The 23,483-nt window shown below is 42.6% G+C and carries 18 protein-coding genes; 1 reads left to right on the top strand and 17 read right to left on the bottom strand.

The features are described 5' to 3' along the window. Nucleotides 1–75: 75 nt before the first annotated feature. From tldD to IT970_RS13870, 9 genes are all read right to left on the bottom strand, one after another. On the bottom strand, nucleotides 76–1,515 hold the full coding sequence (tldD, locus tag IT970_RS13830) for a metalloprotease TldD (RefSeq protein ID WP_036973157.1): 1,440 nt from the start codon (nucleotides 1,513–1,515) through the stop codon (nucleotides 76–78). Next, the gene (locus IT970_RS13835; RefSeq protein ID WP_065978312.1) at nucleotides 1,512–2,342 is read right to left on the bottom strand and encodes a carbon-nitrogen hydrolase family protein; all 831 of its coding nucleotides are present in this window, start codon (nucleotides 2,340–2,342) and stop codon (nucleotides 1,512–1,514) included. The genes tldD and IT970_RS13835 overlap by 4 nt, the downstream gene beginning before the upstream one ends. Beyond that, nucleotides 2,332–6,192 carry a YhdP family protein gene (locus IT970_RS13840; RefSeq protein ID WP_196857421.1) on the bottom strand — a complete coding sequence of 1,287 codons (3,861 nt, stop codon included), beginning with the start codon at nucleotides 6,190–6,192 and terminating at the stop codon, nucleotides 2,332–2,334. The genes IT970_RS13835 and IT970_RS13840 overlap by 11 nt, the downstream gene beginning before the upstream one ends. After that, nucleotides 6,192–7,664, bottom strand: a complete 1,473-nt coding sequence (gene rng, locus IT970_RS13845; RefSeq protein WP_036973165.1) for a ribonuclease G — start codon at nucleotides 7,662–7,664, stop codon at nucleotides 6,192–6,194. The genes IT970_RS13840 and rng overlap by 1 nt, the downstream gene beginning before the upstream one ends. A 1-nt stretch (nucleotide 7,665) precedes the next feature. Then, entirely contained in the window at nucleotides 7,666–8,235 is a 570-nt protein-coding gene (locus IT970_RS13850; RefSeq protein WP_036973166.1) for a Maf family protein, read from the bottom strand. After that, on the bottom strand, nucleotides 8,235–8,714 hold the full coding sequence (gene mreD, locus IT970_RS13855) for a rod shape-determining protein MreD (protein WP_036973169.1): 480 nt from the start codon (nucleotides 8,712–8,714) through the stop codon (nucleotides 8,235–8,237). Before mreD ends, IT970_RS13850 begins: the two co-directional genes overlap by 1 nt. Next, complete coding sequence (gene mreC / locus IT970_RS13860; protein ID WP_174403892.1) at nucleotides 8,707–9,549, bottom strand: rod shape-determining protein MreC; 843 nt, start codon at nucleotides 9,547–9,549, stop codon at nucleotides 8,707–8,709. The genes mreD and mreC overlap by 8 nt, the downstream gene beginning before the upstream one ends. After that, nucleotides 9,549–10,592, bottom strand: a complete 1,044-nt coding sequence (locus IT970_RS13865; protein ID WP_036973172.1) for a rod shape-determining protein — start codon at nucleotides 10,590–10,592, stop codon at nucleotides 9,549–9,551. Before IT970_RS13865 ends, mreC begins: the two co-directional genes overlap by 1 nt. 132 nt (nucleotides 10,593–10,724) lie before the next feature. Next, nucleotides 10,725–12,749, bottom strand: a complete 2,025-nt coding sequence (locus IT970_RS13870) for an SUMF1/EgtB/PvdO family nonheme iron enzyme (protein ID WP_196857422.1) — start codon at nucleotides 12,747–12,749, stop codon at nucleotides 10,725–10,727. A 236-nt stretch (nucleotides 12,750–12,985) separates the two neighbouring features. Here IT970_RS13870 and IT970_RS13875 point away from each other — a divergent pair, with 236 nt between their 5' ends. Continuing rightward, nucleotides 12,986–13,882 (top strand): 1-aminocyclopropane-1-carboxylate deaminase/D-cysteine desulfhydrase, encoded by an 897-nt coding sequence (locus IT970_RS13875; RefSeq protein WP_196857423.1) that lies wholly within the window; start codon nucleotides 12,986–12,988, stop codon nucleotides 13,880–13,882. Here the strand turns inward: IT970_RS13875 and IT970_RS13880 are convergent, their stop codons facing one another. The 8 genes from IT970_RS13880 to IT970_RS13915 form a co-directional block, all read right to left on the bottom strand. Beyond that, nucleotides 13,883–15,580: an EAL domain-containing protein gene (locus IT970_RS13880; protein ID WP_196857424.1), complete on the bottom strand. Its 1,698-nt coding sequence runs from the start codon at nucleotides 15,578–15,580 to the stop codon at nucleotides 13,883–13,885. A 485-nt stretch (nucleotides 15,581–16,065) separates the two neighbouring features. Continuing rightward, on the bottom strand, nucleotides 16,066–18,240 hold the full coding sequence (locus IT970_RS13885; RefSeq protein WP_008468270.1) for an AAA family ATPase: 2,175 nt from the start codon (nucleotides 18,238–18,240) through the stop codon (nucleotides 16,066–16,068). Beyond that, the gene (locus IT970_RS13890) at nucleotides 18,237–18,677 is read right to left on the bottom strand and encodes a hypothetical protein (protein ID WP_008468269.1); all 441 of its coding nucleotides are present in this window, start codon (nucleotides 18,675–18,677) and stop codon (nucleotides 18,237–18,239) included. The genes IT970_RS13885 and IT970_RS13890 overlap by 4 nt, the downstream gene beginning before the upstream one ends. 3 nt (nucleotides 18,678–18,680) lie before the next feature. Further along, the gene (locus IT970_RS13895; RefSeq protein WP_008468268.1) at nucleotides 18,681–19,244 is read right to left on the bottom strand and encodes a recombinase family protein; all 564 of its coding nucleotides are present in this window, start codon (nucleotides 19,242–19,244) and stop codon (nucleotides 18,681–18,683) included. A 266-nt stretch (nucleotides 19,245–19,510) separates the two neighbouring features. Then, nucleotides 19,511–20,527, bottom strand: coding sequence for an FAD:protein FMN transferase (locus IT970_RS13900; RefSeq protein WP_196857425.1), 1,017 nt, complete (start codon nucleotides 20,525–20,527; stop codon nucleotides 19,511–19,513). Between the two features lie 2 nt (nucleotides 20,528–20,529). After that, nucleotides 20,530–21,375 (bottom strand): mechanosensitive ion channel family protein, encoded by an 846-nt coding sequence (locus tag IT970_RS13905; RefSeq protein WP_008468264.1) that lies wholly within the window; start codon nucleotides 21,373–21,375, stop codon nucleotides 20,530–20,532. Further along, nucleotides 21,375–22,352, bottom strand: coding sequence for a calcium/sodium antiporter (locus IT970_RS13910; RefSeq protein WP_008468262.1), 978 nt, complete (start codon nucleotides 22,350–22,352; stop codon nucleotides 21,375–21,377). The genes IT970_RS13905 and IT970_RS13910 overlap by 1 nt, the downstream gene beginning before the upstream one ends. A gap of 12 nt (nucleotides 22,353–22,364) precedes the next feature. Beyond that, nucleotides 22,365–23,165: an undecaprenyl-diphosphate phosphatase gene (locus IT970_RS13915; RefSeq protein WP_076918876.1), complete on the bottom strand. Its 801-nt coding sequence runs from the start codon at nucleotides 23,163–23,165 to the stop codon at nucleotides 22,365–22,367. Nucleotides 23,166–23,483: the final 318 nt, after the last annotated feature.

A 23,483-nucleotide genomic window follows, 5' to 3' on the forward strand; every position in this document is an offset into this window, starting at 1 on the left:
TGCGAAGTGAAGTGTTATGAAATGAGGCAGGTTAAAAATTTAACCTGCCTTACTGAAGCGGGAAAAAGAGGGCGATTAAGCCGTACCACCGACCGTTAAGTTGTCAATTTTAAGGCTTGGTTGACCAACCCCTACCGGCACGCTTTGACCGTCTTTACCACATACCCCTACGCCTTTATCAAGCGCAAGGTCGTTACCTACCATCGAAATTTGCTGCATCACTTCTGGGCCGTTACCAATCAGTGTTGCGCCTTTGATAGGCTGAGTAATTTTACCGTTTTCAATTAAATACGCTTCAGAAGCGCTAAATACGAACTTTCCTGAGGTGATATCAACTTGACCACCCCCAAAGTTTGGCGCAAAGATGCCTTTTTTCACAGAGCTAATAATATCAGCTTGGCTGTGCTCGCCCCCCAGCATGTAGGTATTAGTCATACGCGGCATAGGTAAGTGAGCATACGACTCACGACGCGCATTACCTGTTGGGTTTACACCCATTAGGCGTGCATTGAGCTTATCTTGCATGTAGCCTTTTAGAATACCGTTTTCAATAAGCACGTTATACGCAGCAGGTGTGCCTTCGTCATCTACATTCAGTGAACCACGACGGTCGGCTATGGTGCCATCATCCACTACAGTACACAGCTCGGAAGCCACCTTTTGACCGACTTTACCGCTAAACGCAGAGGCACCTTTACGGTTAAAGTCACCTTCAAGACCATGACCCACGGCTTCATGCAGTAACACACCCGGCCAACCTGCCCCCAGTACCACTTCCATGCTACCTGCTGGCGCATCAATGGCTTCTAAGTTCACTTTAGCTTGGCGTACAGCTTCTTCTGCGTATTCCATCCAGCGCGGCTTACCATCAACTAACTCTTTAAAGTAGCCGTAATCTAAACGCGCACCGCCGCCTGCACCACCACGCTCACGGCGACCATTCTTCTCAAGTAATACGGAACAATTTAAACGAATAAGCGGGCGAATATCGGTGGCAAAGGTGCCGTCGCTTGCTGCAATGAGTACCTCTTCGTACACTGCTGACATAGAGCTAATCACTTGCTCTGCGTCGGGGGCTAACTCGCGAATGTAGTTTTCAAGTTCGCGCAATAGGCTCACTTTGTCGTTATCGCTCATACTTTGAATTGGCTGATGCGGTGCATACTGCTGTTTTGCTGCTACATCGCTAAATACTTGAATCGTTTTGCTTTCGCCTGCGTTAGCAATGCTTCGTGCTGCTGTTGCGGCTTTATTCAGCGCTTCAAGATTGATTGCATCTGAGTACGAAAACCCTGTCTTTTCACCGCTTACAGCGCGCACACCCACACCACGCTCAACGTTGTATGAGCCTTCTTTTACGAGACCATCTTCTAACACCCATGATTCATGGTGGCTAGATTGAAAATACAGATCGGCATAATCCACTTGATGCTGATGAATAAAAGCGAGCGTTTTTTCTAATTCTTCTCTATTTAGCTGGCTGTCATGTAATAAATGCTGTTCAACCGTGTTCATAATAAATGCTCTCTAAATCGTTGCTGAGACTGCACTGGCATGTCTTGGCGAATTGTATTCAGTCGGTTTAAATCAAGCTCATGGCTGATAAAACCAGTGCCGGAGGCAAGCTCACTGAGCGTGTTTCCCCATGGCGAAATAATAATGCTGTGGCCATATGTTTGTCGGCCATTTTCGTGCTCACCCCACTGTGCAGCGGCTACCACATAACATTGCGTTTCAATCGCTCTGGCAGCCAACAAGGTATGCCAATGAGCAGCTCCTGTTACAGTGGTAAAGGCACTGGGTACTAAGATGAGCTCAGCCCCTTGGCGCTGCATCGCAGTGAATAAACCACTAAAGCGTAGATCATAACATACTGCTAAGCCGATTTTACCAAAGGGTGAATCAACCACTACAATATCTTTGCCCGCTTCGGTGGCATCAGACTCCCGATAATTACGCGTGCCATCGGCAACATCGACATCAAATAAGTGGATCTTATTGTACTGCGCTACCACCTCACCTTGGTTATTAAATAAAAACGAGGCGGCTAAATATTTACCGTTAGGTTGTGATACCGGCACTGTCCCAGCAGCCAACCAAATATTATGTTGTTTACATAGCGCAGCCAGTGCGGCAGTGTACTGTTCAATGTGTAATCCGAGCTGATAACTTGCTTGAGTGTGCTTGCTAAAAATTAAAAAGCTCTCGGGTAGGCATACAAGCAGCGGACGTGTCGTGGGCAATTGTGCAAGCGTGTCTGCTAAAAAAGCCAAATTTTGCTCCGCATTCATTCCCGAGCACATTTGCACTGCTACAACCTGCGGCTGAGTATTAACTGTCATTGTTGTCGAAGCTCGCTGAGGTGGCTGCATCTTTTAATTTAAGCCTTGTTGATGACTGCGGCTGGCTTTGTGCCGCTTGCGGTAAAGTTACTTCACGGCTCTTGCGATCAATTTCTTCAACAACCGGATCATTCATACTGCCTGTCACCTTAAAGTTGATTTCTGAGATCACTCTCGCAGAGTGAATTACTTTATCGATTGCAAGCGCCGCAAGGCCACTTACCGGGTTGACCATCCATGCCACGATCACTGGAATACTTGAGGTAACCTGCGGGGCAACGGCTAGATCGTAGTCTATTTCAAAGGTATTTAAGTTAGTGTGGCCTTTAATCGTTAAGTCGGCAGGCACACCATCAAGCTTGGTATCTTGAGTGTAAGCAATCCCTTTCTCTAACTGCATCGTGCCTTGCATCTTGTTATAAAAGAAGCCTTTTGAAAATACATCTCTAAAATCAAGTTTGAGCTTACGTACCAGTGAGTCGAGACTAAGCAATGAAAACACCCTAGCACCACCGTCACTCACTTCCGCTAAATGCCCTTCACCTAAACGCCAATCTAACTCGCCTGCTAGCGTGGGCACATCAAAATTATACGGCGCACCTTGCCAAGCGAGGGCAAATTTTATGTCGGCATCGGAGTCTTTTACTGTAGTAGTAATATCAAACTCATCAAATAAGTCGCCAATATCATCACTTTGTAGGTGACCGTTAAAACGCGTTGAGCCATCAGCAAATTGCCCTTTCGCTCTCAGTATATGGTCGCCTTTATCTATCACGAGCTCAGTAAATATCAAGCTATTATTATCACCACCAAACGTGGCTTTTACTTTATCAAGTTGGTACTCGGCTAGTTTGCAATCTTCACAGTTAAATTCGATGGCTGGTATACGTGTTAACCAGCTTAAGTCTTCAGGTTGTTCAACTTCATGTGCAGACTCCGTCGCGGTGTCATTAAAGTTAACCCGTAAATAATCAGTAAATATTTGAATAGGCCTACGTGTATCGCCTGTCGGAATGAGTGCATCAGCTCTAAGCTCTTTGGCATTTAGTTTAAGCTCTAAATCGGCTTGCTTTGGTGCTAGCCTAAACTCAACATCATTAAAATCGATATTTTGAACCGCTAACTTATTAAATTGACCCGTTACATTATTAAATGCAGGCATTACGCCAGGACCGTCTGATTTAGTCTTGGTCAAATCGATAATTTGCTCAATCAACCCAAACCATGGCACAAGCTTAGTTTCTGGTAGGTCAATCGATACCGCAAAACCATCTCGGTTAAGGCCTAAATCTTTTGAACCTAAAATAAGGTGTGCGTTATTAAACTGCTTTTTGCCATTATCTAAAATAGCATTGAAAAACAGCTGTTCATTGATATTTGCAGTGATCAAATTAGAAATATGATCGCCCTGCACTACCGCTTTGATAGGCCAAGCATTGTCAGCACTTTTTGTGTAAGGTGCGGGTAATTGACTGGTTATACCCACTAAGTTACCGCTGATATCAGCGCGATAGTTGAAGTCGTTGGGTAAAAAGTTAAGGGAGACATTAATAGCAACGTCACTTTGCCCCGTTAAATAACCTTCGAGCAGACCCTGCCCTTGCTCAATTAATGGTTCTGCATCTAAGGCCAATTTAATCGCGATTTCTGCGCGGTAGTTATCAGCCACATTTTCGCTATTAAAGCTGGCTGTTAACGGCATACCTAACCAATCAGCTTTGGCATTTTTTAAATCAATTTTGTCGTTATTAAATTTAACAATGCCCGTCATATGATTAAGTGTGATGCCAGGCTGAGCAAGATAAACAGGTAAATTAGCAAGCTCAACTTCGCCGAGGGTATCAACATGGCCTGAATGTAAATCGACAAGCAAATTAATATTTGCTGTGGCTTCACCTTGCGCTTGTACTACTTCAAAAACACTTGCTAACGGTTTAGCGAGCGGTGTGGCTGCAAAAAATGACTGTAATTTATTGCCGTGGGCACGTTTATTTATCGCTACATTTAGTGTATCGGCATGCATTAAATCAGCAATACTTACATGTACACTGTCGCCAAGTGATAAGTTAACAAGTGTGCCTGACTTGCTGTAAATATCCATGCGTTCATTTTCAAAATGCAAAATCACATTGGCATTTTCAACGCTGGGCCAACTGGGTGTGAACTGGTATTTGGCATTGTTCACATTTGCCAATACTTCGAACTGCCCTTGTTGCTCTTTAAACGGAAAACCGCTAAACGGCCCCGAAAACAACACCTGTGCTTTATTAACTTCGCCGCCTTTAATGGCGCCGTTTAGGTAGTTAACTAAGTTTTCGCTCATTACCGGTAATGGAAAATAATGCCCCGCCACGTTGGCATCAGGTGCGTACGCTTCGGCATATAAATCAAGGCGCGGCTCTGCAGTTAGGCTAAGCATCATTTCTGCTGCAACGGTTACTTCGTCATTATCAAGCCAAATGTTGTCACTGCTAATACGCCACCCATCGTCGTAATGACGTAAATCAAGTTCAACATTTAACTGATTATAAGGAATGTCTTGGCTAAAACTGCCATTGGTTAACAAACGGTTATTTTCGCCAAATAACGTTATACGCCCCGCAGCTTGGTTAATATTTCCCTCAACCCGAATGGCTTGCCCACCAGGGATCCCTTGTAAGGATAACCAGTTGAGCTGTTCACCCTTAAACCACAACTGCCAGTTATCTTGCGCACCAAATTCAACATACGCTTCGCTTAATTGGCCATTAGGCTGTCGTTCTAAAAATGGCGCTAATACTTCAAAGTTACTCAATTGAGATAATTTTGATAACAATGCAAAGTCAAACTGCTTGAGCCAAATCTTATTTGTATCTCCAAGCTGGGCTTCAAACTGCAATGTTGGCCATTGTTTTAAATCACTTTCAAAAGCAAGTCCGGTACTTTTTAAACGCCAACCATTCTGCCAAGGGAATAAGTGAAAGCCCCCTTCATTTAAACTAATTTGATGCGCTTCTTGGTTTTGTTGCCAATTTATGTAGCTGGGTAACCATTGCACTTTTACGTCACTGATCAGTCCTTTTTCAAGGCTAAACCAGGTTTGCAAGTTCATATCGGAGTGCAATTGTTGTTTGTCTGTATTGATGTATTGTGCCAGCCATTTTGAGACATCGACATTCGCAGCTTGCACATAAATATCGCCAGCCATGGTCTCAAGCGTTGAACCATTAAGTGCCATGCGGGCATCAAAGTTGCCGACAGAAATCCCCGGTAAGGCTAGGCTTCCTGAACCTTGATGCTGTTCTGGGGTATTTTGCCACACAATGTTTTCAAGAATTAACGTACGCTCTTTGCCATCATTAAGCATAAAATTAATGCTACTGTCTTGAATCGCAAAGTGGCCCGTTTCACCCAAAAACAAGCTTTCTATTAACTCTTTTTGCTCAAAACTGTCTGCTTGCTTGTTGTTGCCAAACTTAAGCATGGTTGGCAAATCAACATCGGCATGAAAACCATTGATCACAAAGTAACTTGATTTAAGTTGACGAGTTTTAATCGACTCCCACAGATTTACCTCTAGGCTGGCTTTATCTATGGTTAGTGCAATCGGTGAAGTCTGGTTGTCCTCAAAAGAAATATCTTCAAGGACTAAGGAAGGGCCTTTACCTTGCCAACTGGCTGAGATAGCACCTATTGAAAGATTTACATCGAACTGTTCATACAAAAACGCTTCAATGTCGCCTTTATAGTCATTGGCATATGGCAGGGTATACTTTAAAACAGAGACAATAACGGCCAGCAGTACGATAGTAATAGCAAAAACTTGCCATAACTTACGTAAACAAAAAAAGCAGACCGTTTTTGCCTTCATTACATCATTACCACATCAAACTGTTCTTGATTGTATAAACTCTCTGTTTGAATACTGACCTGTTTACCTATAAATAGTTCAAGCTCGGCGAGGTTATGATACTCATCGTTGATCAACGCTTCGCTTACCGAAGGCGCTGCATACACCATAAACTTATCGGCTGCGTAGGCACGGTTAACCCTGACAATTTCACGCAGAATTTCGTAGCATACCGTTTCAACGGTTTTTTGCGACCCTCGGCCTGAACACGCAGGGCACACGTCACATAAAATATGTTCTAAACTTTCGCGGGTACGCTTACGAGTCATCTCGACTAAACCTAGAGCAGATAAGCCATTGATATTGGCTTTTGCGCGGTCTTTTGCCAGTGCCGACTCAAGTGAGTGTAAAACGCGACGTTTATGCTCGTCACTTACCATATCGATAAAGTCGATAATGATAATGCCACCTAAATTACGTAATCGCAGTTGTCGTGCGATTGCCGATGTTGCCTCGATGTTGGTGTTAAAAATGGTTTCTTCTAAATTGCGATGCCCAACAAATGCACCGGTATTTACATCAACGGTGGTCATTGCTTCGGTTTGGTCAATGATTAAATAACCACCTGATTTAAGCTCAACTTTACGGTGAAGGGCTTTTTGAATTTCGGTTTCGACATCAAACAAATCGAAAATAGGTCGCTCACCTGGGTAGTATTCAAGCGCCCCAGATAAGATGGGCACAAACTCTTCAGTAAATTCTTTTAACTCTTGGTATGTCAGCTTTGAGTCAACACGAATGCGCTCCATGTCTTCGCCAACATAATCACGTAGGGTACGAAACGCCAGCGTTAAGTCTTCGTGTAAGATGCTCTCTTTACTGATTTTTTTGCGTTTATTGACAATTTTTTGCCACAGTTTTTTTAAAAACTCTGCATCGTGACGCAGCTCAGCTTCTGAAGCGCCTTCAGCAGCGGTACGCACAATAAAGCTGCCATCTTCATCGCCATATTCAGCGACTATTTTTTTCAGTCTGGTACGTTCTTCTTCGGTTTCAATACGCTGACTTACGCCAACATGGGTCGCGTCAGGCATGAACACTAAATAGCGTGATGGAATTGTGATATCAGTCGTTAAGCGCGCCCCTTTGGTGCCCAAAGGATCTTTCACTACTTGCACCATAATGTATTGACCTTGGCGCACTAGTTCACGGATATCTTGCACCTTTTTAATGGGCTGCTCATCGACTCCTTCAACAATTGAAGCACTATTTACAATGTCAGATGCGTGCAAGAACGCTGCTTTCTCTAAGCCTATATCAACAAATGCGGCTTGCATTCCCGGTAATACTCGGCTGATTTTGCCTAAGTAAATATTGCCAACAATGCCTAGGTTGCCAATTCTTTCTAGCTGGATCTCTTGTAGTACGCCGTTTTCAATAAGCGCAACACGACTTTCACTCGGTGTAACGTTGATCAGTAATTCAGTGCTCATGTTACCCTCTTAAAAATTCATTTAATAACTGCTCAGTCTCATATAAAGGTAAGCCTACTACTGCAAAATAGCTACCAGAAATATGACTTACAAACCGTCCACCTTGGCCTTGAATGCCATAACCACCCGCTTTATCGTGCGGTTCACCAGAGTGCCAATAAGCGTCGATTTCATCATCGCTAAGCTGTTTAAAAGTGACATCGGTAATAACAAGGCAGCTTTTTACGTGCTGTGTATCAGCAATTGCAACGGCGGTCATAACTTGGTGAGTTCGGCCCGACAAACGTTGCATCGTTGCAACAAAGTCGGCTTTATCAAGCGGTTTGCCAAGGGCTGTGTCATCAATAACCACAACCGTATCACTGCCTAACACGGGCCTGTCGGTATAGCCCATTGCAACGCCTGATTGTGCTTTGAGTTTGGCTAAACGTTCAACGTAATGACGTGGCGATTCGTTCGGAAATTGGCTTTCATCTGCATCAACGCTAAATTGAGAAAACTCAACGCCGAGTTGGCTGAGCAACTCTTTTCGGCGCGGTGATGCAGACGCCAAATAAATTGCGGTTTGCATTATCTAATCCTGAAATGACGGCGGTATTTACGCAAAATTAAGAAAATCCACCACCAACACAGCATGCCAGTCAGCACGGGCCACATATAATGAGGGCTGAAGTAAACTCCCATCAAAAAGTGATTAAGCCAAAATTGCATTAGGTGGTAAAGCGTTAAAAACAAAGCAATTAATATACTTTGCTGCCATAAAGAAAAGTTTCTAATTTTTTGAAAGTTACTGGCGGTAATAAAAATACACACCGAATAGGTCAGCGAGTTCACGCCCAGTGGTGAGCCCGATGCTAAGTCCATTAATAAACCCACAACCCACGCTGTGCCAATGTTTAAACGGTGCGGCACCGCTAACGACCAGTACATAAGCACCAGTAACACCCAGTCTGGGCGGTATGGCTCAAATGAGATAGGTAACGGCATTAATGCCATGACCAGTGCAAAAAAGATACTAATTGCAATCAGCAAAGAGTGACGGCTATTCATTGCTTATGCTCTCCTGCTGATTACGCCACAGCACAACCAATAAACGAATTCGGTCAAGTTGGGCAATTGGCTCAGCATACACTTGTGCGAATGGGTGACCTTCATCACGATTAATTTCGGTTACCACGGCCACAGGATACCCCTCAGGGAAAGTCCCCCCTAGACCTGAAGTCACTAAAATATCACCAATACGTACATCAAGGCTATGCGGCACATGCGACAGCTTCACGACATTTATTTTGCCAATCCCTTCAACCACAGTGCGAACATCATTGCGTAAAATACGTACCGGTGTCGCATGGGTTGTGTCGGTCATAAGCAAAACGCGAGAAGTGGTTGAACCCACTTGTGTAATTTGCCCGACAACCCCCATTTCATCAATCACAGCTTGGCCTTCGCTTAAGCCATCTGTAGTGCCACGATTGATCACAACCTGATGGCTGTATGGATTTGAATGAACAGAGAGCACTTGGGCAATTATTTTACGATTTGATTGCTTTGCAGACGAGCCGAGTAACGCACGCAACTTGTCGTTTTCACGCGATAAAAATTGCAGCTGTTGTAGTTGTTCGCTTTGTAAAAGCTGTTTTTTCTTCAGTGCTTCGTTTTCAGTAAGAAGCTGATCGCGAGTATGAAGATTCTTCGCACCAATACTAAATAGCTCATACGGCAAATTGGCAAGATAGATGAGTGGGCTAACCAGTGTATTTAAACTGGTGCGGATTGTTGTACCACCTTGTGTATATCGATCGCCCACAATCAATACGACACTCAAAAGCACTGCGACAAAGAGTCGCAGTTGCAAAGAGATGGTACGACCAAACATTAACTTCATTAGTCGTAACTAAATACGTCACCACCGTGCATATCAATCATTTCTAATGCTTTACCGCCACCACGAGCAACACAAGTTAGTGGGTCGTCAGCAACAACAACAGGAATACCTGTTTCTTCCATTAATAAACGATCTAAATCTTTTAACAATGCACCACCGCCTGTTAATACCATGCCGTGTGCAGAGATATCAGAGGCAAGCTCAGGAGGTGATTGCTCAAGTGCAACCATAACCGCACTTACAATCCCCATTAGAGGCTCTTGTAATGCTTCTAGGATTTCATGTGAGTTAAGTGTAAATGAGCGCGGCACGCCTTCAGCAAGGTTACGACCACGTACTTCAATCTCAACAGGCTCATCAGTTTTGAATGCCGAACCGATCTGATGCTTGATATTTTCAGCGGTTGCTTCACCAATTAGGCTACCAAAGTTACGACGGACGTAGTTGATAATAGCTTCATCAAATTTATCACCACCAATACGCACAGATGATGAGTAAACCACGCCATTAAGCGAGATAATGGCCACTTCTGTCGTACCACCACCGATATCTACAACCATTGAACCGGTTGCTTCTGATACTGGTAAGCCTGCACCGATTGCCGCAGCCATTGGCTCTTCAATCAAATACACTTCACGTGCACCTGCACCCATTGCTGATTCGCGAATAGCGCGTTTTTCAACTTGTGTTGCCCCACACGGCACACAAATTAAGACACGTGGGCTAGGACGCATAAAATTGTTGTTATGTACTTGCTTGATAAAGTGCTGGAGCATTTTTTCGGTGACATAAAAGTCGGCAATAACACCGTCTTTCATTGGACGAATCGCTTTAATGTTACCCGGTGTACGGCCTAACATTTGTTTTGCTTCCGTACCTACAGACGCAACACTTTTAGGACCACCAGCTCGCTCTTGACGAATAGCAACTACTGAAGGTTCATTTAATACGATACCTTCTTCTTTTACATAAATAAGGGTATTGGCTGTACCCAAGTCGATCGATAGATCGTTTGAAAAAATACCACGAAGTTTTTTAAACATGAGGCTGGATGACCTTTGATAATACGTTCTTATACTAGCTGCTCTCACTCTACCATGCTAAGCACAATAAAGCGCAACTGCCTTTATTAAATTGCTAAAAAAGGAAGCCTGCTTTGCTTCCTTTAAAAATTTTTATCGCTCGCGTACTAAACGAAACCCGATATAGTTTGCACGAAAATCTGGCGCTAAAATTAAGCGTGTTGATACACGTGCTAGGCTCGGAGCGAAATTCCATGCCCCACCACGAACAGTCACATCAGACTGCCCCGGTTTTTTGTTTGTCCATTCCCATACATTACCTACTGTGTCATACAGACCAAATGCATTAGGAGAAAACGACCCGGTTGGTGCAGCGCTTTTGTTTGACCATTCACTACCACACCAGCCACAGTTCGCTAAATTTTTACCTATCTCGTTACCCCAAGGGTATTCAGTTTCTTTACCTGCGCGTGCAGCGTACTCCCACTCAACCTCATTCGGTAAACGAAACAACTGCCCTGTTTGCCCTGATAACCAATCTGCATATGCTTTGGCATCATTATACGTTAAGCAAACAGCCGGAAAATCACTGTCTTGCTCAAATCCTGGGTTGCGCCAGTTTAAGGTCGCCTCCCATACTGGCTCACCATTTAAGTAATAAGCACAGCCACGATTCTTTTCGGCTTCTGTTTTATAACCTGTATTAGCAACGAATTGCTCATATTCACCCACACTGACTTCTTTGCTTTGCATGGCAAATGAGTTAGCAATGGTTTTTTCAACAACAGGGCGCTCATTAGCTAAGCCATTACCGTTAATGTCACCCATCTTAAATGTACCCGCTGGGATAACCACAATACTCGCTGTATTGGTTTTATTAACAATACTTGCCACTGGCGCTGCTGTAGGTTGCTCTGTTGCGACAACGGCAGCGACAATTGGTTCAGGCTCTTTAACTAATTTTGCATTAATAGTTTGAGCTTTACGCAAGTCTAAACGCGCTTTATAGCTTTTATAACCACGCTTGCGTATTTCAATATCATGAAAACCTCTTGGTAATGATGTCGTTAGCTTGGTTGACCCAAAGCTCACACCATCAATAAACACTTCATCATCATAAACATTTGAACGAAGCGTTAATTCAACCATTTTAGATTTTTTTAGATCAGGTAATGGTTCAACCCTTACTGGCTTTTTTACTGAGTAATCACTTACAGGTTGTTCGCTCATACGCGAAACCGATACCACCTGACTATTATCCTGAGAGTCACTGAATGTTAACTGACTATCAGAGTAAGCGGTGGTGTAATTGGGTTGATAGTTTCCAGCAAGCGGTGAACCATAATCTGCGCAAAAACGGTTGTCTAAGTTAAGCAGACTACATAAACGGCTGCTGTTCACATCACCGCGCATCGTTACGCTTAAGTTCACGTTATAGTTACCTTGTCCGCTAAAGGCACTATTTACAACATGACTACTTAAAATTTTAACTTGTGCACCCGCTAAATTGCGTTTCGGCTCAACTAAACGTTCTTCTGTTAAGTTAGCAAAAATTTGATCTACAAAGCGCTTGGTGGCTTTTTGTAATCCCATTTGCTGACCACGTTGCTCACACGCTGCTAATGTTTCTGTGCGCTTACAATTAATCGTATGATTAACTTCAAGTGTGCCTTCACGCGTAAACTCATTGCGCAAACGTTCAACACGTGCTGTTGCGAGTTGCTCTTTTAAGCTCTCTAAGGTGTTTAGTTGGGTATGCTTAGCAACACGAATTTGCTCAATATCTTTTCTATGCGATGCAATTGCCGCCAATTGCATCGAAATGTCATCTTTGTTCTGTTTGTGATCCACCACTGCTTTTTGATAGCGCGTTTGTGCATTGCTAATATCTAAAGTGGGGTCATCAATTAATCGACGATACATCTCGTTCATTGCATCAAGCGCTTGGTTTTTTTCTTTGTCTAGCTCAGCTGAGCGGGCGCGCAATAATTCGAGTTGTTTTTGTAACTGACTTTCTTCTTTTAGGTGTTTTTCGAGTATTAAGGTCGAGTTATCGTATTCGGCTTGTTTTTTACTGATCTCTGATTCAATGCCAGTTACCGTAGCAGTATCTTGTGCAAATGCACTCGATGCTAGCAAACTAACTGAAATTAACAGAGATAAAGGAGCAATTCGCATATATTCCATTCCCAAAAAGCGGCAATTATTTGGTCATTATTATTTTTTATAATTAAACTCTTATGCTATGTACTTGCAAGGCAAAACACAAGCTTTGTTCAATTATTATCTGAGTTTACAACTATTACCTTAGTTGATGCCAGTAAATAACAAAATCATTTTAGTTTAATTGACTAATTTCTATCTCTATGACGACTTTGCTACAATTAAGCGTCTTTTTTAGCGTAAATTAAACCGTGACTATTATTTCTGAATCGCCTGTTCAAACCATCAACCACGAACTGTTATCAGCACAAAAGCTGACATTACAGATTAAACGTGATGATCTTATTCACCCACAAATTAGTGGTAACAAATGGCGTAAATTAAAATTTAATTTACGGGCTATGCAACAACAGGGAAAAACTGAGCTACTCACTTTTGGCGGCGCATTTTCAAACCATATTCATGCCACAGCAGCTGCGGGTCAGTTATTTGGGTTTAAAACGCACGGTATTATTCGCGGACCTGAGCTTGATGAACACAACCCCACATTGCAGTTCGCCAAACGCTGTGGGATGACATTGCACCCCGTTAACCGTATTACTTACCGTTTTAGAGGCGAAAGCGGCTATTTGGCAGAATTACAAAAGCAGTTCCCGCATGCTTATATTCTACCAGAGGGAGGTACTAACCCTGCGGCGCTGCTCGGGTGCCAAGAATTAGCACAAAGCTTACCGACGAGCGATGTCATTATTTGCCCAACAGGCAGTGGTGGCACGCTGGCAGGCTTAATTGAAGGCAGCCCACACTCCACAACCGTGCTCGGTATTGCAGTATTAAAACAAGCCGAATATTTAATTGATGACATTAAGCAACTGAGCCGTAAAGCAAGACAACAACAAAATTGGCAGCTATTACTTGAACATCATGATGGCGGTTATGGCAAATTCAGTCATGAACTGTGGGAGTTTTGTCAGACATTTACGCAACAACACGCCATCCCACTTGAACCTATTTATAGCGGTAAAATGATGTATGCGCTGTGGCAATTGATAGAACAAGGTTTCTTTGCAGAAGGCACGCGGATCATGGCTATCCATACTGGTGGCTTGCAAGGGTTAGACGGCTTAAAGTACCGTCGTTTAATCTAACTAACTAAAAGGCGTAATATCGGCAAGCTTTTGTAGGGGTTCAGCAAAGTAAAAACCTTGCGCTGCGATGACGCCTAAGTTTTTTAATGTTGCAAGCTCGTTGCGTGTTTCAACGCCTACAGCATAAACAGGAAAATTAAGCTCATTGCCTTTCGCTATAATCTGTCTAACCACTTTTTGTTGCTGCGTATTAGTATCAATATTATGAATAAGCTCGTATGCCAATTTAATACTACACACATTATTAAGTTGCTTGTATTCAACAAGGTTTTCGGCACTGCGAACATTGTCAATCACAATACCTGCGGATAATTTTTCTAAACAAGCAAACTGCGAGCTCAATTGTTTATGCTGTTTTAAATAATCGTCTTCACTGAGCTCAAATTGTAATTTATTAGCTGCATCAAAGCCTTGCATTTGCGCTTTAAACCAATGCCAAAACTCATCATTAAACCAGTTCATCGCATGTAAGTTTATACTTACCATCATCGCACCTGATTCGTTATCAAGCATTTTTTGTACTTGTGTCACTACGGTCTGATCTAACAATAAAACATCTTTCTTGCTGGTCATCTGTGGAATGAAATGACGAGCAGCAAGTAATCCTAAGCTTTTATGACGAATTCTAATAAGCGCTTCATGCTGCAAAATATCCCCCGTTTCTAAGTCAAACAACGGTTGAAAGAACAACATAAAATGCTTTTTCTTAATGTACTCAAACAGGTGCTCATTACTATCAGTGAGCATACTAGATTGCGTATGCCCAAACGGTAAGCGGTGAATGTGTTGCCATGCACTTTGCTTAGCTAAAGTTAGTGCCGATTTAGTAAGCTGATACACCACAGCCTGATCAGCCCCAGTACGGTAATTACAGACACCAATTTTTATATCACCACGCGATAAATCGCTGCGATAATTAAGGCACGCTTGATATACAACGTGATGCAAACGCTTGCTGTACTTATCAACTTCGGTGGCAGGCACACTGTTTAGTGTTACAGCTATACCGCCCGAGGGAAGTAGTTTTACCGAGCGATTAACAAGTTCTCCAAACCCTTTGGCAATCACTACTTTAAAGTAATTATCGACATCAAGATTCGCCGGAAACGGGGTTTTCCAAAAAAACAGAGCAAATAAATGATTGTAGTTTGTTGGTACCCCATACAAAATATTTAAATCTTGATGAGGCAGCGGCTTTGGCAGCTCTCCTTTTTTAAGTACCGGCTTGACCTGTTTTTCAATAGGCTTCACCGGCGGTGCTGCGGCTACCAATACTTTTTTAGACAGTACTCGCCACCAGCGAAATCCCCAATACCCAGCCCCAATTAGAATTAAGTTCAAAAAGATAAATAAATGACTTTCAACGACCCATGAAGGCCAGTGAAAAAGGCGCAAACTCACAGTGTGATAACTAAATACCTCCTGCTCTAAATCAATAAAGTTGGCAAAATTATGTGGCACATCTGTCACGTTCATAGCAAAACCTTTACTTTCAACTAAGGTTGCAATGATATCTTTTGACGCAATGGGGTCTAAGTTTAAGTCGTATACTTGCCTTGCAAGCTCAGTACCTGTGCGATGCACTTTCTCGTGTAATACGTCACTTAAAAAAATATTAAAAACAACTAATAACAAAAAAGCGGCCGTCACATAAATGACTTCCGGTTGCTTTATTTGTGATGTTAGGTCTTTTTTCATTTCACAAGTTAGTTGCCCAAATATACACAAAGTGTTGTTCAAGAACCCTATAAATACAAGGCTGCAGGGCGATTTAAAGAAATTTCTGATTCATCGCCTGACCAACGCTGTCAAAAGTTACGTAAATTTAAACACCTAGCAAAATGCCTTAATGAGAATTATTTTGTAACCGAAACATATTCGAAGCCATCCCTATTCGTTTATACCATTGTGCTTAATTAAGTGGTCTATTTTGAGCAATAAAAAACCCAGCACCAAGGCTGGGTTCTTAATACAATCTTTATATAAAGTATCTTGCTTAATACTTTAACTTTTCCCCGGTGCTAGAACGGTTATCTAAGACAAAATACATAAATTCAGGGTCAGTACAGTAACAACACCCTTTATTAGCAATGGTTTCACCCAAGTGACCCCAATTAACTTTTAAACATTAAAAAGTAAAAATGTAGATTAACTACGCTATTTTATACCAATTACGGTTAAATTTAAACATTTTTCAACATTTCTGCCAAGGCGGTTTTACGAGTATCAACCGCTCCTTTCTTGTTAACACCATATCGAAAAGCTGCTTCCGTGCCAATAATATGTACTTTATCTTCTGCTCTTGTCACAGCCGTATACAGCCAACTACGATCAAGTAATCTTCCTCGCTCAAGCAACACAATGACATTTGGAGCTTGTGAACCCTGCAATTTATGTAAGGTTAAGCAGTAAGCAAGATCGATATACTCAAATAATTGCCAGTCCACTTCTAATAAACGTTTGTTACCTTTTTCATCGAGGTCTTCAAGCTCAAGGACACAAGCATAATCCTCAGTAGGTTCAGCGCTCTTAATGACACCCAGTGTTCCATTCTGTAAATCGTTTTTATAACTAGTCAACGTAATAACAACCGGATCACCCTCTCTAAAGTCGTAGCTGCCTTTAGTAATTGGCATATCCGTAAGGTCAAGAGTCTTACCATCAGGGTTTACTGCATCTTGCAGCATAATGTTTGCGTTTCTAACTGTAGCATTGGTAGGAGCAACTATCATGGTATTGTCATACTCAGAATATACAGTCACTGCATCTCGCAGAATATCGCCTGTTGATTCTTGGAATGTAATATCAGCGGTAGTTAATGACTTTGGCATTATGCCGTGCCTTATAGCATTGGAATATGCAGGCACACTACTATCAGCCCCCTGTCGTTTCACGACATCAAGTTCTACATGGTTTATTACACCGCTTTTAATGACATCATTTAAAATGAAACCCGCATTAATCGGTGGAAGCTGATAAGGATCACCAATTAACAAGATTCGAACCTTATCAGAAAACAAAGTAACCAAACGCCACATGGTATATGCATCCAGCATAGAGGCTTCATCCACAAGCAGTACCGCCTTATCTTCATCAAGATCAGTTTCTCGTAACAGTTTTGCAATCGTCTTCGTTTCATTACCGATTGATTGTTGAAGCCTACGGGCTGCCTTCCCAGATAACGCAACGGGGTATATCGTATAACCTAATTTTTGATAAGCATTTACAATAAGCTTAGTAGTCGTTGTTTTACCTGTTCCAGCTCCTCCAGTTAGCGCAAAGACGTGACTGACTAATGCTGTCCTTACGGCACGTTCTTGTGCTTTTTCAATGGGCCAATCGGCAGGGAACGAGGTCCTGAATGCATCTTCCAACTCGCTCGACCAACGGTTGTTTGATTTTCTGAGGTTACCAAAACGCTTGGCTATCGTTTTCTCAAATATATAATTGCCTGAAACATAATATTGGTTGTTTTGCTTAACAAATCCTATGATATCGCCATCTAGCTCACTTGCCCTTGCAACTAGCCGTTGGTCTTTGTTCAACAGCTTAGAAACATACAATTCAATATCTTGCCAATCCGCAACCGTATTGCCTTGATCGCTCCATAATCTCAATGCTTGTTCAACGATTGCTACCAGTCTGACTTCATCATCCTGTTTGATACCGAAATGTTTTTGAGCGATAGCGTCTACCTTGTTAAATCGCATCCCCAGTGAAAATAAGCGGTATGGGTTCTGCGTAAGAAAATTGATCGCATCCTGATCTGCAAATCTGAACAACTGCCGCTGGATAGGGGCTTCTATTTCCCACTCAACCAATTGAGCTGAGTGTTTTAAGTTGGAATACTCTTTATAGCCAGCCCATAATCCATGCACGGCTTTATCACCAAGCAGAACATTCCTGACAGCTTGAAAATTCGTTATTGACTGGTCTTGTTCGTATGGCGCATATTTATCACATTCAAGTATGTTAAATATATCGCTTCTAAATTCATTCCAAAGAAATTGTGCGCTTACCTTACCTATGCCTTCAAACGTTTTCTCAGTGCTTAAAAAAGTTACAAAGCCAAGGCCATTATCAGGCATAACACATTTCAGTGTCGGCTCCATAAAGCGCCAGACATCAACATAACCCCCCGTACTGACTTGTTGTTGCCTAATACTGAAATTTTGCTCTTTGAGAATTTTCCATTGCTGCCCGACTTTCGGATCAATATTTAACTTTTCTTGAGTAGTCAGAATCTCAATACGATGCGCACCTGCTTTGTGGTTAACAAAAACAGCTCCCAGCCGGACATTATCCGGGTGGTACTGGTATATTCTGGTGATCCTTACCAGATAAGCACTACTCTTCATTTCCACAAGCCCATTTCAATCAGTACATCTTTAAATTCAGATAGCTTGGCAACTTCGGCAGCTAACTTAGCGTTTTCGTTTTGTAGTCTTCGGTTTGTTCTTTTTAGGTCTCTGACTTTAGCGCTATCTTTGATGTCTTCGTCAGTTTCTTTCGATACATCAATGATCTCCTTATCGAGAGGCAGGTTTTTCTTACGTTGCTGGTACACACCGGAGGTAGCAAGTTCTTGTTTAAGTTCTTGCAACAAATCAAAGAGCTTTTTATTTCTTTTTTCCTTAAATGCAGAGGAATCAAAACCAAGCTCATCAGCAATTTTTTTGGGACTTAACGTATCGCCATGCCAATAATCCAACCAGTTAGGCAACTCTTTTGATTTCATTTCAGCCACCCAGCCAAGGAATAAGTCTCTGTTACGTTGACCTCTTTCTTTACTCATGTATTAACTCCCCTCGACGATGCGTCTTATCGTCGTCCTGCTAACGCCATACTCCTTTGAGAGTTGGTTCTGTGACTTCTGTTTTGATTGCACTAACTTTCGGATCTTTTCCCTATCCGAATCAGAAATAGTCTTTGGCCTGCCCATATGCTTCCCCTGAGCAATAGCCCGCTCACGGCCTTCAGTCGTATTTTTGATGATTAGGCTTTTGTTTAATTCGGCAAAAACGGCAATAACATGAAGAACAGCTTTTCCAAAAGGCGAATCATCCGCACTGTTAATAACTCCATCAAGCGTTGTAAGAGCAGCACCTTTTGAATGGATACCATCTATTGCGGTCATGATCCCTTTGAGGCTTCTCCCCAAACGATCAAGCTTCGTAACGCATACAACATCTCCTTCACGGATGTAGTCGAGAAGATCGTCAAGTTTTTTTACATTATCCAAAGAGTTACCGCTTTGCTTGCCAGAAAACATCTTCTCGCAGCCATGACGCTCTAATGCTGCAACTTGAGCTTCAAGATCTTGCTCCTGCGTGCTAACCCTCGCATACCCTATTAACGCCATCTCCAGCCTCTTTACGTGAACCTAAGTTATAACTTTAGTTCAAGGCAGGACTCGCATAAACCTTTTATGAAAATAAATATTTAGTTCATGAACTAAAAACAAAAATAAAGATTAGTCCGCAACTGCACTTTTACAGAGTTTAAATAAATGAAGTGATGAATTACAAAAGTGACTTGATCTCACCATGTGTACATAAATTAAAATTTAGAATAAACCAAGGATTTATCAGAGGTTAGTTTAACTACCAATAAACGTATTGCCTTCCATTATTTAAACTGAATATTTTTCAGTTTAAATAATGCTTCAGTCGATGACTCCACTAGTTCATCCGAATTGACGTTAATAAAAAGAGCCGCAATATCATGCTGTCGCGCAATTTCCATACCTTGCTCAACCCCCAAACACAACAATGCGGTAGACCACGCATCTGCTTGCGTTGGGTTGTCGTGGATAACAGTGACGGAAACAGTATTATGTTTAACAGGTGCGCCAGTTCTGGCATCCAGTACATGGCTATATCGCTTACCAGCGTCATCAAAGTAATGACGGTATGTTCCAGAAGTCATAATTGCAATTGGTTTATCTTGATTGATAACGATTGTCTTTTGCACCGTTCTACCGCCCGGCAAAGGTCTTTCCAGTCCAATGCGCCACGCAGAACCATCAGGTTTACGCCCACGAGTTTGCAGCTCGCCACCGATTTCTACTAGATAGTTCTGTATGCCCATATCTTCAACCACTTTAGCAATTCGCCCAACACTGTAGCCTTGGGCAATAGACGAAAGGTCAATACTTACTCTCGGATCATTTTTTTGAAGTTGTGTATTTGACGTTACGCTTAATTTATCAAAACCAAGGTGTTTACTGAGTTCTGATAGGGTCTCTGATGAAGGAGGCGTAAGAGTATCACCTTTAAAACCCCATACATCGAATAAAGGTTTAATAGTTAGGTCATAGCACCCTTGGCTCGCCTCGCTAACTACTCTTGCTTCTGTGACCAGCATTGGAATTTCGTCACCCACAACAACAGGTTGCAATGTAATTGAGCGATTGAAGCTCTCAATGGTTGAATCTGTGCGGTAATTCGACAACGCCTTATCCAATCGTGCAAATTCAGTTTCAATGTTGTGACGTAACTCACTCAACGCTTTATCACCGTGATGCCACACAGAAACATGCCATATTGTACCCTGATCATGCCCTGTCAGCACCTCAACCTGTGCTGGCTTTGAGCAGGCACTTAATCCAATGATTACGGCTATAATTGTTAAATATTGCTTCACTTTTATTCAACCCTATCTGCGATTCGTTCCGTGCCGCTGATAATATGCAAGCTTCGTTGAGGAAACGGTATGGTTAAGCCTGCCGCTTCGATGGATTCTTTTACACGTTTATTCAAATCCCAGTAAGTCTGCCAGTAATCATCATTCATTGCCCACGCTCTAAGCTGTATGTTGACAGCACTGTCTACCATTGCTGCGACCATAATTTGCGGAGCAGGGTCTTTCAGTAGGCGTGTTTCCGTTTCAGCTATACGTTGAAGTACTTCAAAACCTTGGTCAATGGCATTGGAATAGGAAATTCCCACGATTATATCCATCCTACGTTTGCCATTGCGTGTGAAGTTCTTAATACTGGCACCCCACAAGACACTGTTTGGAGAGGCAATATATAGACCATCTATTGTTTCTAAAATTGTGGCAAATAAATTTATTTCTCGCACCGTACCCATTGTCCCCGCGACTTCAATAAATTCACCTGTTCGAAACGGCCTTAAAATCAATAACATTATCCCGGCAGCAATATTGCTTAGTGTGTCCTTTAGCGCCAAGCCAATAGCGAGGCCAGCCGCACCTACTAAAGCGATTAGACTTGCGGTGTTTACCCCGAAAATATCCAGAATAAACACACCAGCAATGACATAAACTGCATAACCCGCAGCAGTTGCGAAAATAGGTATAAGTGTTGCATCTAACTTTTGTAATCGTTCATTGGTACGGTAGATGCTACGTCTGATAGTTTTAGCTATTAAGGAGCTGGTAATTAGAATGCCAATTGCGAGTAAGCCTTGGTAGCCCAGATTAAGAATTGCTTCAGAGTGGTTATTCCAAAATAATGCAAGATTACTCATTAAAAAATCCCCGTCACCGTGACCACAAGCCAAGTGTTATAGGCCGCAAAAGCTGTAAGTAGCAGCGCTCCTTCAACCCGATTAATGCGCCCTTGTCCGCGAAAACCATAAGCCATAACGAAAAGTGCCACCGTCATTGCCATCATTACAGGCCAATCTCGTGTCAATACTTCGGCAGAGATATGAGGCATTGGCGAAATAACACCAGCAATACCCACCACGGCTAAAATATTGAACATATTAGAGCCAACCACGTTACCTATAGCAATATCGTGTTCTCCTTTACGCGCTGCAATGACAGAAGCAGCAAGTTCTGGTAACGAAGTACCTAAAGCAACGATAGTTAAACCAATAACTAAGTCACTAACACCTAATGTTTGGGCAATCGATACGGCCCCCCAAACAAGAATGCGAGAACTAACAATCAGTAAGATAAGCCCTAATGCTAACCAGAAAATGGCTCGACCAAGAGGCATTGAATGCTCAACAAGTTCAGCTTCTGTTTCAGCTTCAAGCGCATCTCCTCGACCACGAAGTGCAGTGAATATTGTCCAACCTATTAACCCGAAGAAGCCCACAAGCAGCACGATTGCTTCGACACGACTCAACGAGCCATTCCATAGCAAAGCCCCAGATATGAGTCCGATTACAAACAGTAACGGTAATTCCTTTCTAACAATTTTCGAATGGACGACAATGGGGGCCACTAAAGCAGTAACACCGAGGATTAAGCCTGTATTGACGATATTCGATCCCAGAGCATTTCCAAGTGCTAAATCTGGGTTTCCATCCAATGCCGCCATTGCCGATACCACCATTTCTGGGGCTGACGTACCAAAACCGACGATGACCATACCGATCAACAACGGTGGCATACCCGCATGTTTTGCGGTAGCCGCAGCCCCTTCAACGAAGCGATCCGCACTCCATACTAATAATATAAAGCCACCTAAAATGGCTAATATCGCTAAAGTCATTTTTATTATTCCTCAGTTCATTAAAACAAAATAAATTATTGCTGCCAGTACAATTCGATAAACCACATAAGGCCACATCCCGAATCGATTAAGCCATTTTAAAAAGAAATGAATAGCTGTAAGCGCCATAAGAAAAGACGTTATGCCACCAGTCAGAAAGGCTATCCAATCAACGTTTACGTCTTTAGTCGCAACGTCTAGTAATTTGGCACTCGCTGCCATTGCAGTAATGGGAATGGCAAGCAGAAATGAAAATCGAGAAGCCGCTTCACGGCTTAATCCCAGTAGTAAACCAGCAGTAATGGTTGCACCAGAACGTGACGTTCCCGGAATGAGTGAAAATGCTTGTGCAACGCCTACCAAAGCAGCCTCTTTCCAGCTTAACGTTGAGAGTGTGCGTTGTTGATTTGGCCGCCAATCCGCCCAGCCAAGCAAGAAGCCAAACCCCAAGGTCGTGAAGAAAATTATTTCAACTGAACGTAGCTGGCTGTCGATGAATTCTAACAACAGCAAGCCTGTTATCGTTGCTGGAATAGTGGCTATGACCAGAAACCAAGTGAGCTTACCTTGACCAACAAAACGCTTTTGCGTGATTGAACTGATACCATCTTGCGTCAACACACCAACATCTTTGTAAAAATACAGAAGAACAGCGAGAAGCGTACCTACGTGGACAGCCAGATCAAAGGCAACACCTTGATCCTCCCATCCAGCTAACACAGGGGCCAGTATTAAATGGGCAGAACTGGAAATAGGCAGGAATTCAGTGATCCCTTGCAAAATACCAAGAAAAATGGCGTGAAGTAGCTCCATCAGCAGACCTCACGAGTAGCTGATAAGCATACTAAAATGGATTGATGATTCAATAGAAGTTCCTCAGGGGCGTGTGTTAACAATTACCAAAGACAAATGACAGCGCCCCCTGAACGCTGTGAAATGCCTTAGGTCTTGTCAATCCACTTGGACTTGGTTGCCACGAACCTGCGGGTTCGGAGACTGTTGACAACCAACTCAGTAAAAAACTGAGAGACTACTCCCCTAGAGTCGCAAAGAGTATATAGATTTTCTTCAGATTAACAAAGTTTTTTATAGTCTCATTGTTTTTTTAAAATAAATGTGATTTTTACTTCC

This window comes from Pseudoalteromonas sp. A41-2, assembly GCF_015767615.1.
In the GTDB taxonomy this organism is placed as follows: domain Bacteria; phylum Pseudomonadota; class Gammaproteobacteria; order Enterobacterales; family Alteromonadaceae; genus Pseudoalteromonas; species Pseudoalteromonas lipolytica.

Excerpts from the sequence above, each read along its gene's own strand:
- mreC (WP_174403892.1), bottom strand. The coding sequence starts at position 9,549 with ATGAAGTTAATGTTTGGTCGTACCATCTCTTTGCAACTGCGACTCTTT.
- IT970_RS13865 (WP_036973172.1), bottom strand. The coding sequence starts at position 10,592 with ATGTTTAAAAAACTTCGTGGTATTTTTTCAAACGATCTATCGATCGAC.
- IT970_RS13905 (WP_008468264.1), bottom strand. The coding sequence starts at position 21,375 with ATGAGTAATCTTGCATTATTTTGGAATAACCACTCTGAAGCAATTCTT.
- IT970_RS13870 (WP_196857422.1), bottom strand. The coding sequence starts at position 12,749 with ATGCGAATTGCTCCTTTATCTCTGTTAATTTCAGTTAGTTTGCTAGCA.
- IT970_RS13835 (WP_065978312.1), bottom strand. The coding sequence starts at position 2,342 with ATGACAGTTAATACTCAGCCGCAGGTTGTAGCAGTGCAAATGTGCTCG.
- IT970_RS13850 (WP_036973166.1), bottom strand. The coding sequence starts at position 8,235 with ATGCAAACCGCAATTTATTTGGCGTCTGCATCACCGCGCCGAAAAGAG.
- IT970_RS13840 (WP_196857421.1), bottom strand. The coding sequence starts at position 6,192 with ATGAAGGCAAAAACGGTCTGCTTTTTTTGTTTACGTAAGTTATGGCAA.
- IT970_RS13885 (WP_008468270.1), bottom strand. The coding sequence starts at position 18,240 with ATGAAGAGTAGTGCTTATCTGGTAAGGATCACCAGAATATACCAGTAC.
- IT970_RS13890 (WP_008468269.1), bottom strand. The coding sequence starts at position 18,677 with ATGAGTAAAGAAAGAGGTCAACGTAACAGAGACTTATTCCTTGGCTGG.
- mreD (WP_036973169.1), bottom strand. The coding sequence starts at position 8,714 with ATGAATAGCCGTCACTCTTTGCTGATTGCAATTAGTATCTTTTTTGCA.
- IT970_RS13880 (WP_196857424.1), bottom strand. The coding sequence starts at position 15,580 with ATGAAAAAAGACCTAACATCACAAATAAAGCAACCGGAAGTCATTTAT.
- rng (WP_036973165.1), bottom strand. The coding sequence starts at position 7,664 with ATGAGCACTGAATTACTGATCAACGTTACACCGAGTGAAAGTCGTGTT.
- IT970_RS13915 (WP_076918876.1), bottom strand. The coding sequence starts at position 23,165 with ATGGAGCTACTTCACGCCATTTTTCTTGGTATTTTGCAAGGGATCACT.
- IT970_RS13910 (WP_008468262.1), bottom strand. The coding sequence starts at position 22,352 with ATGACTTTAGCGATATTAGCCATTTTAGGTGGCTTTATATTATTAGTA.
- tldD (WP_036973157.1), bottom strand. The coding sequence starts at position 1,515 with ATGAACACGGTTGAACAGCATTTATTACATGACAGCCAGCTAAATAGA.
- IT970_RS13895 (WP_008468268.1), bottom strand. The coding sequence starts at position 19,244 with ATGGCGTTAATAGGGTATGCGAGGGTTAGCACGCAGGAGCAAGATCTT.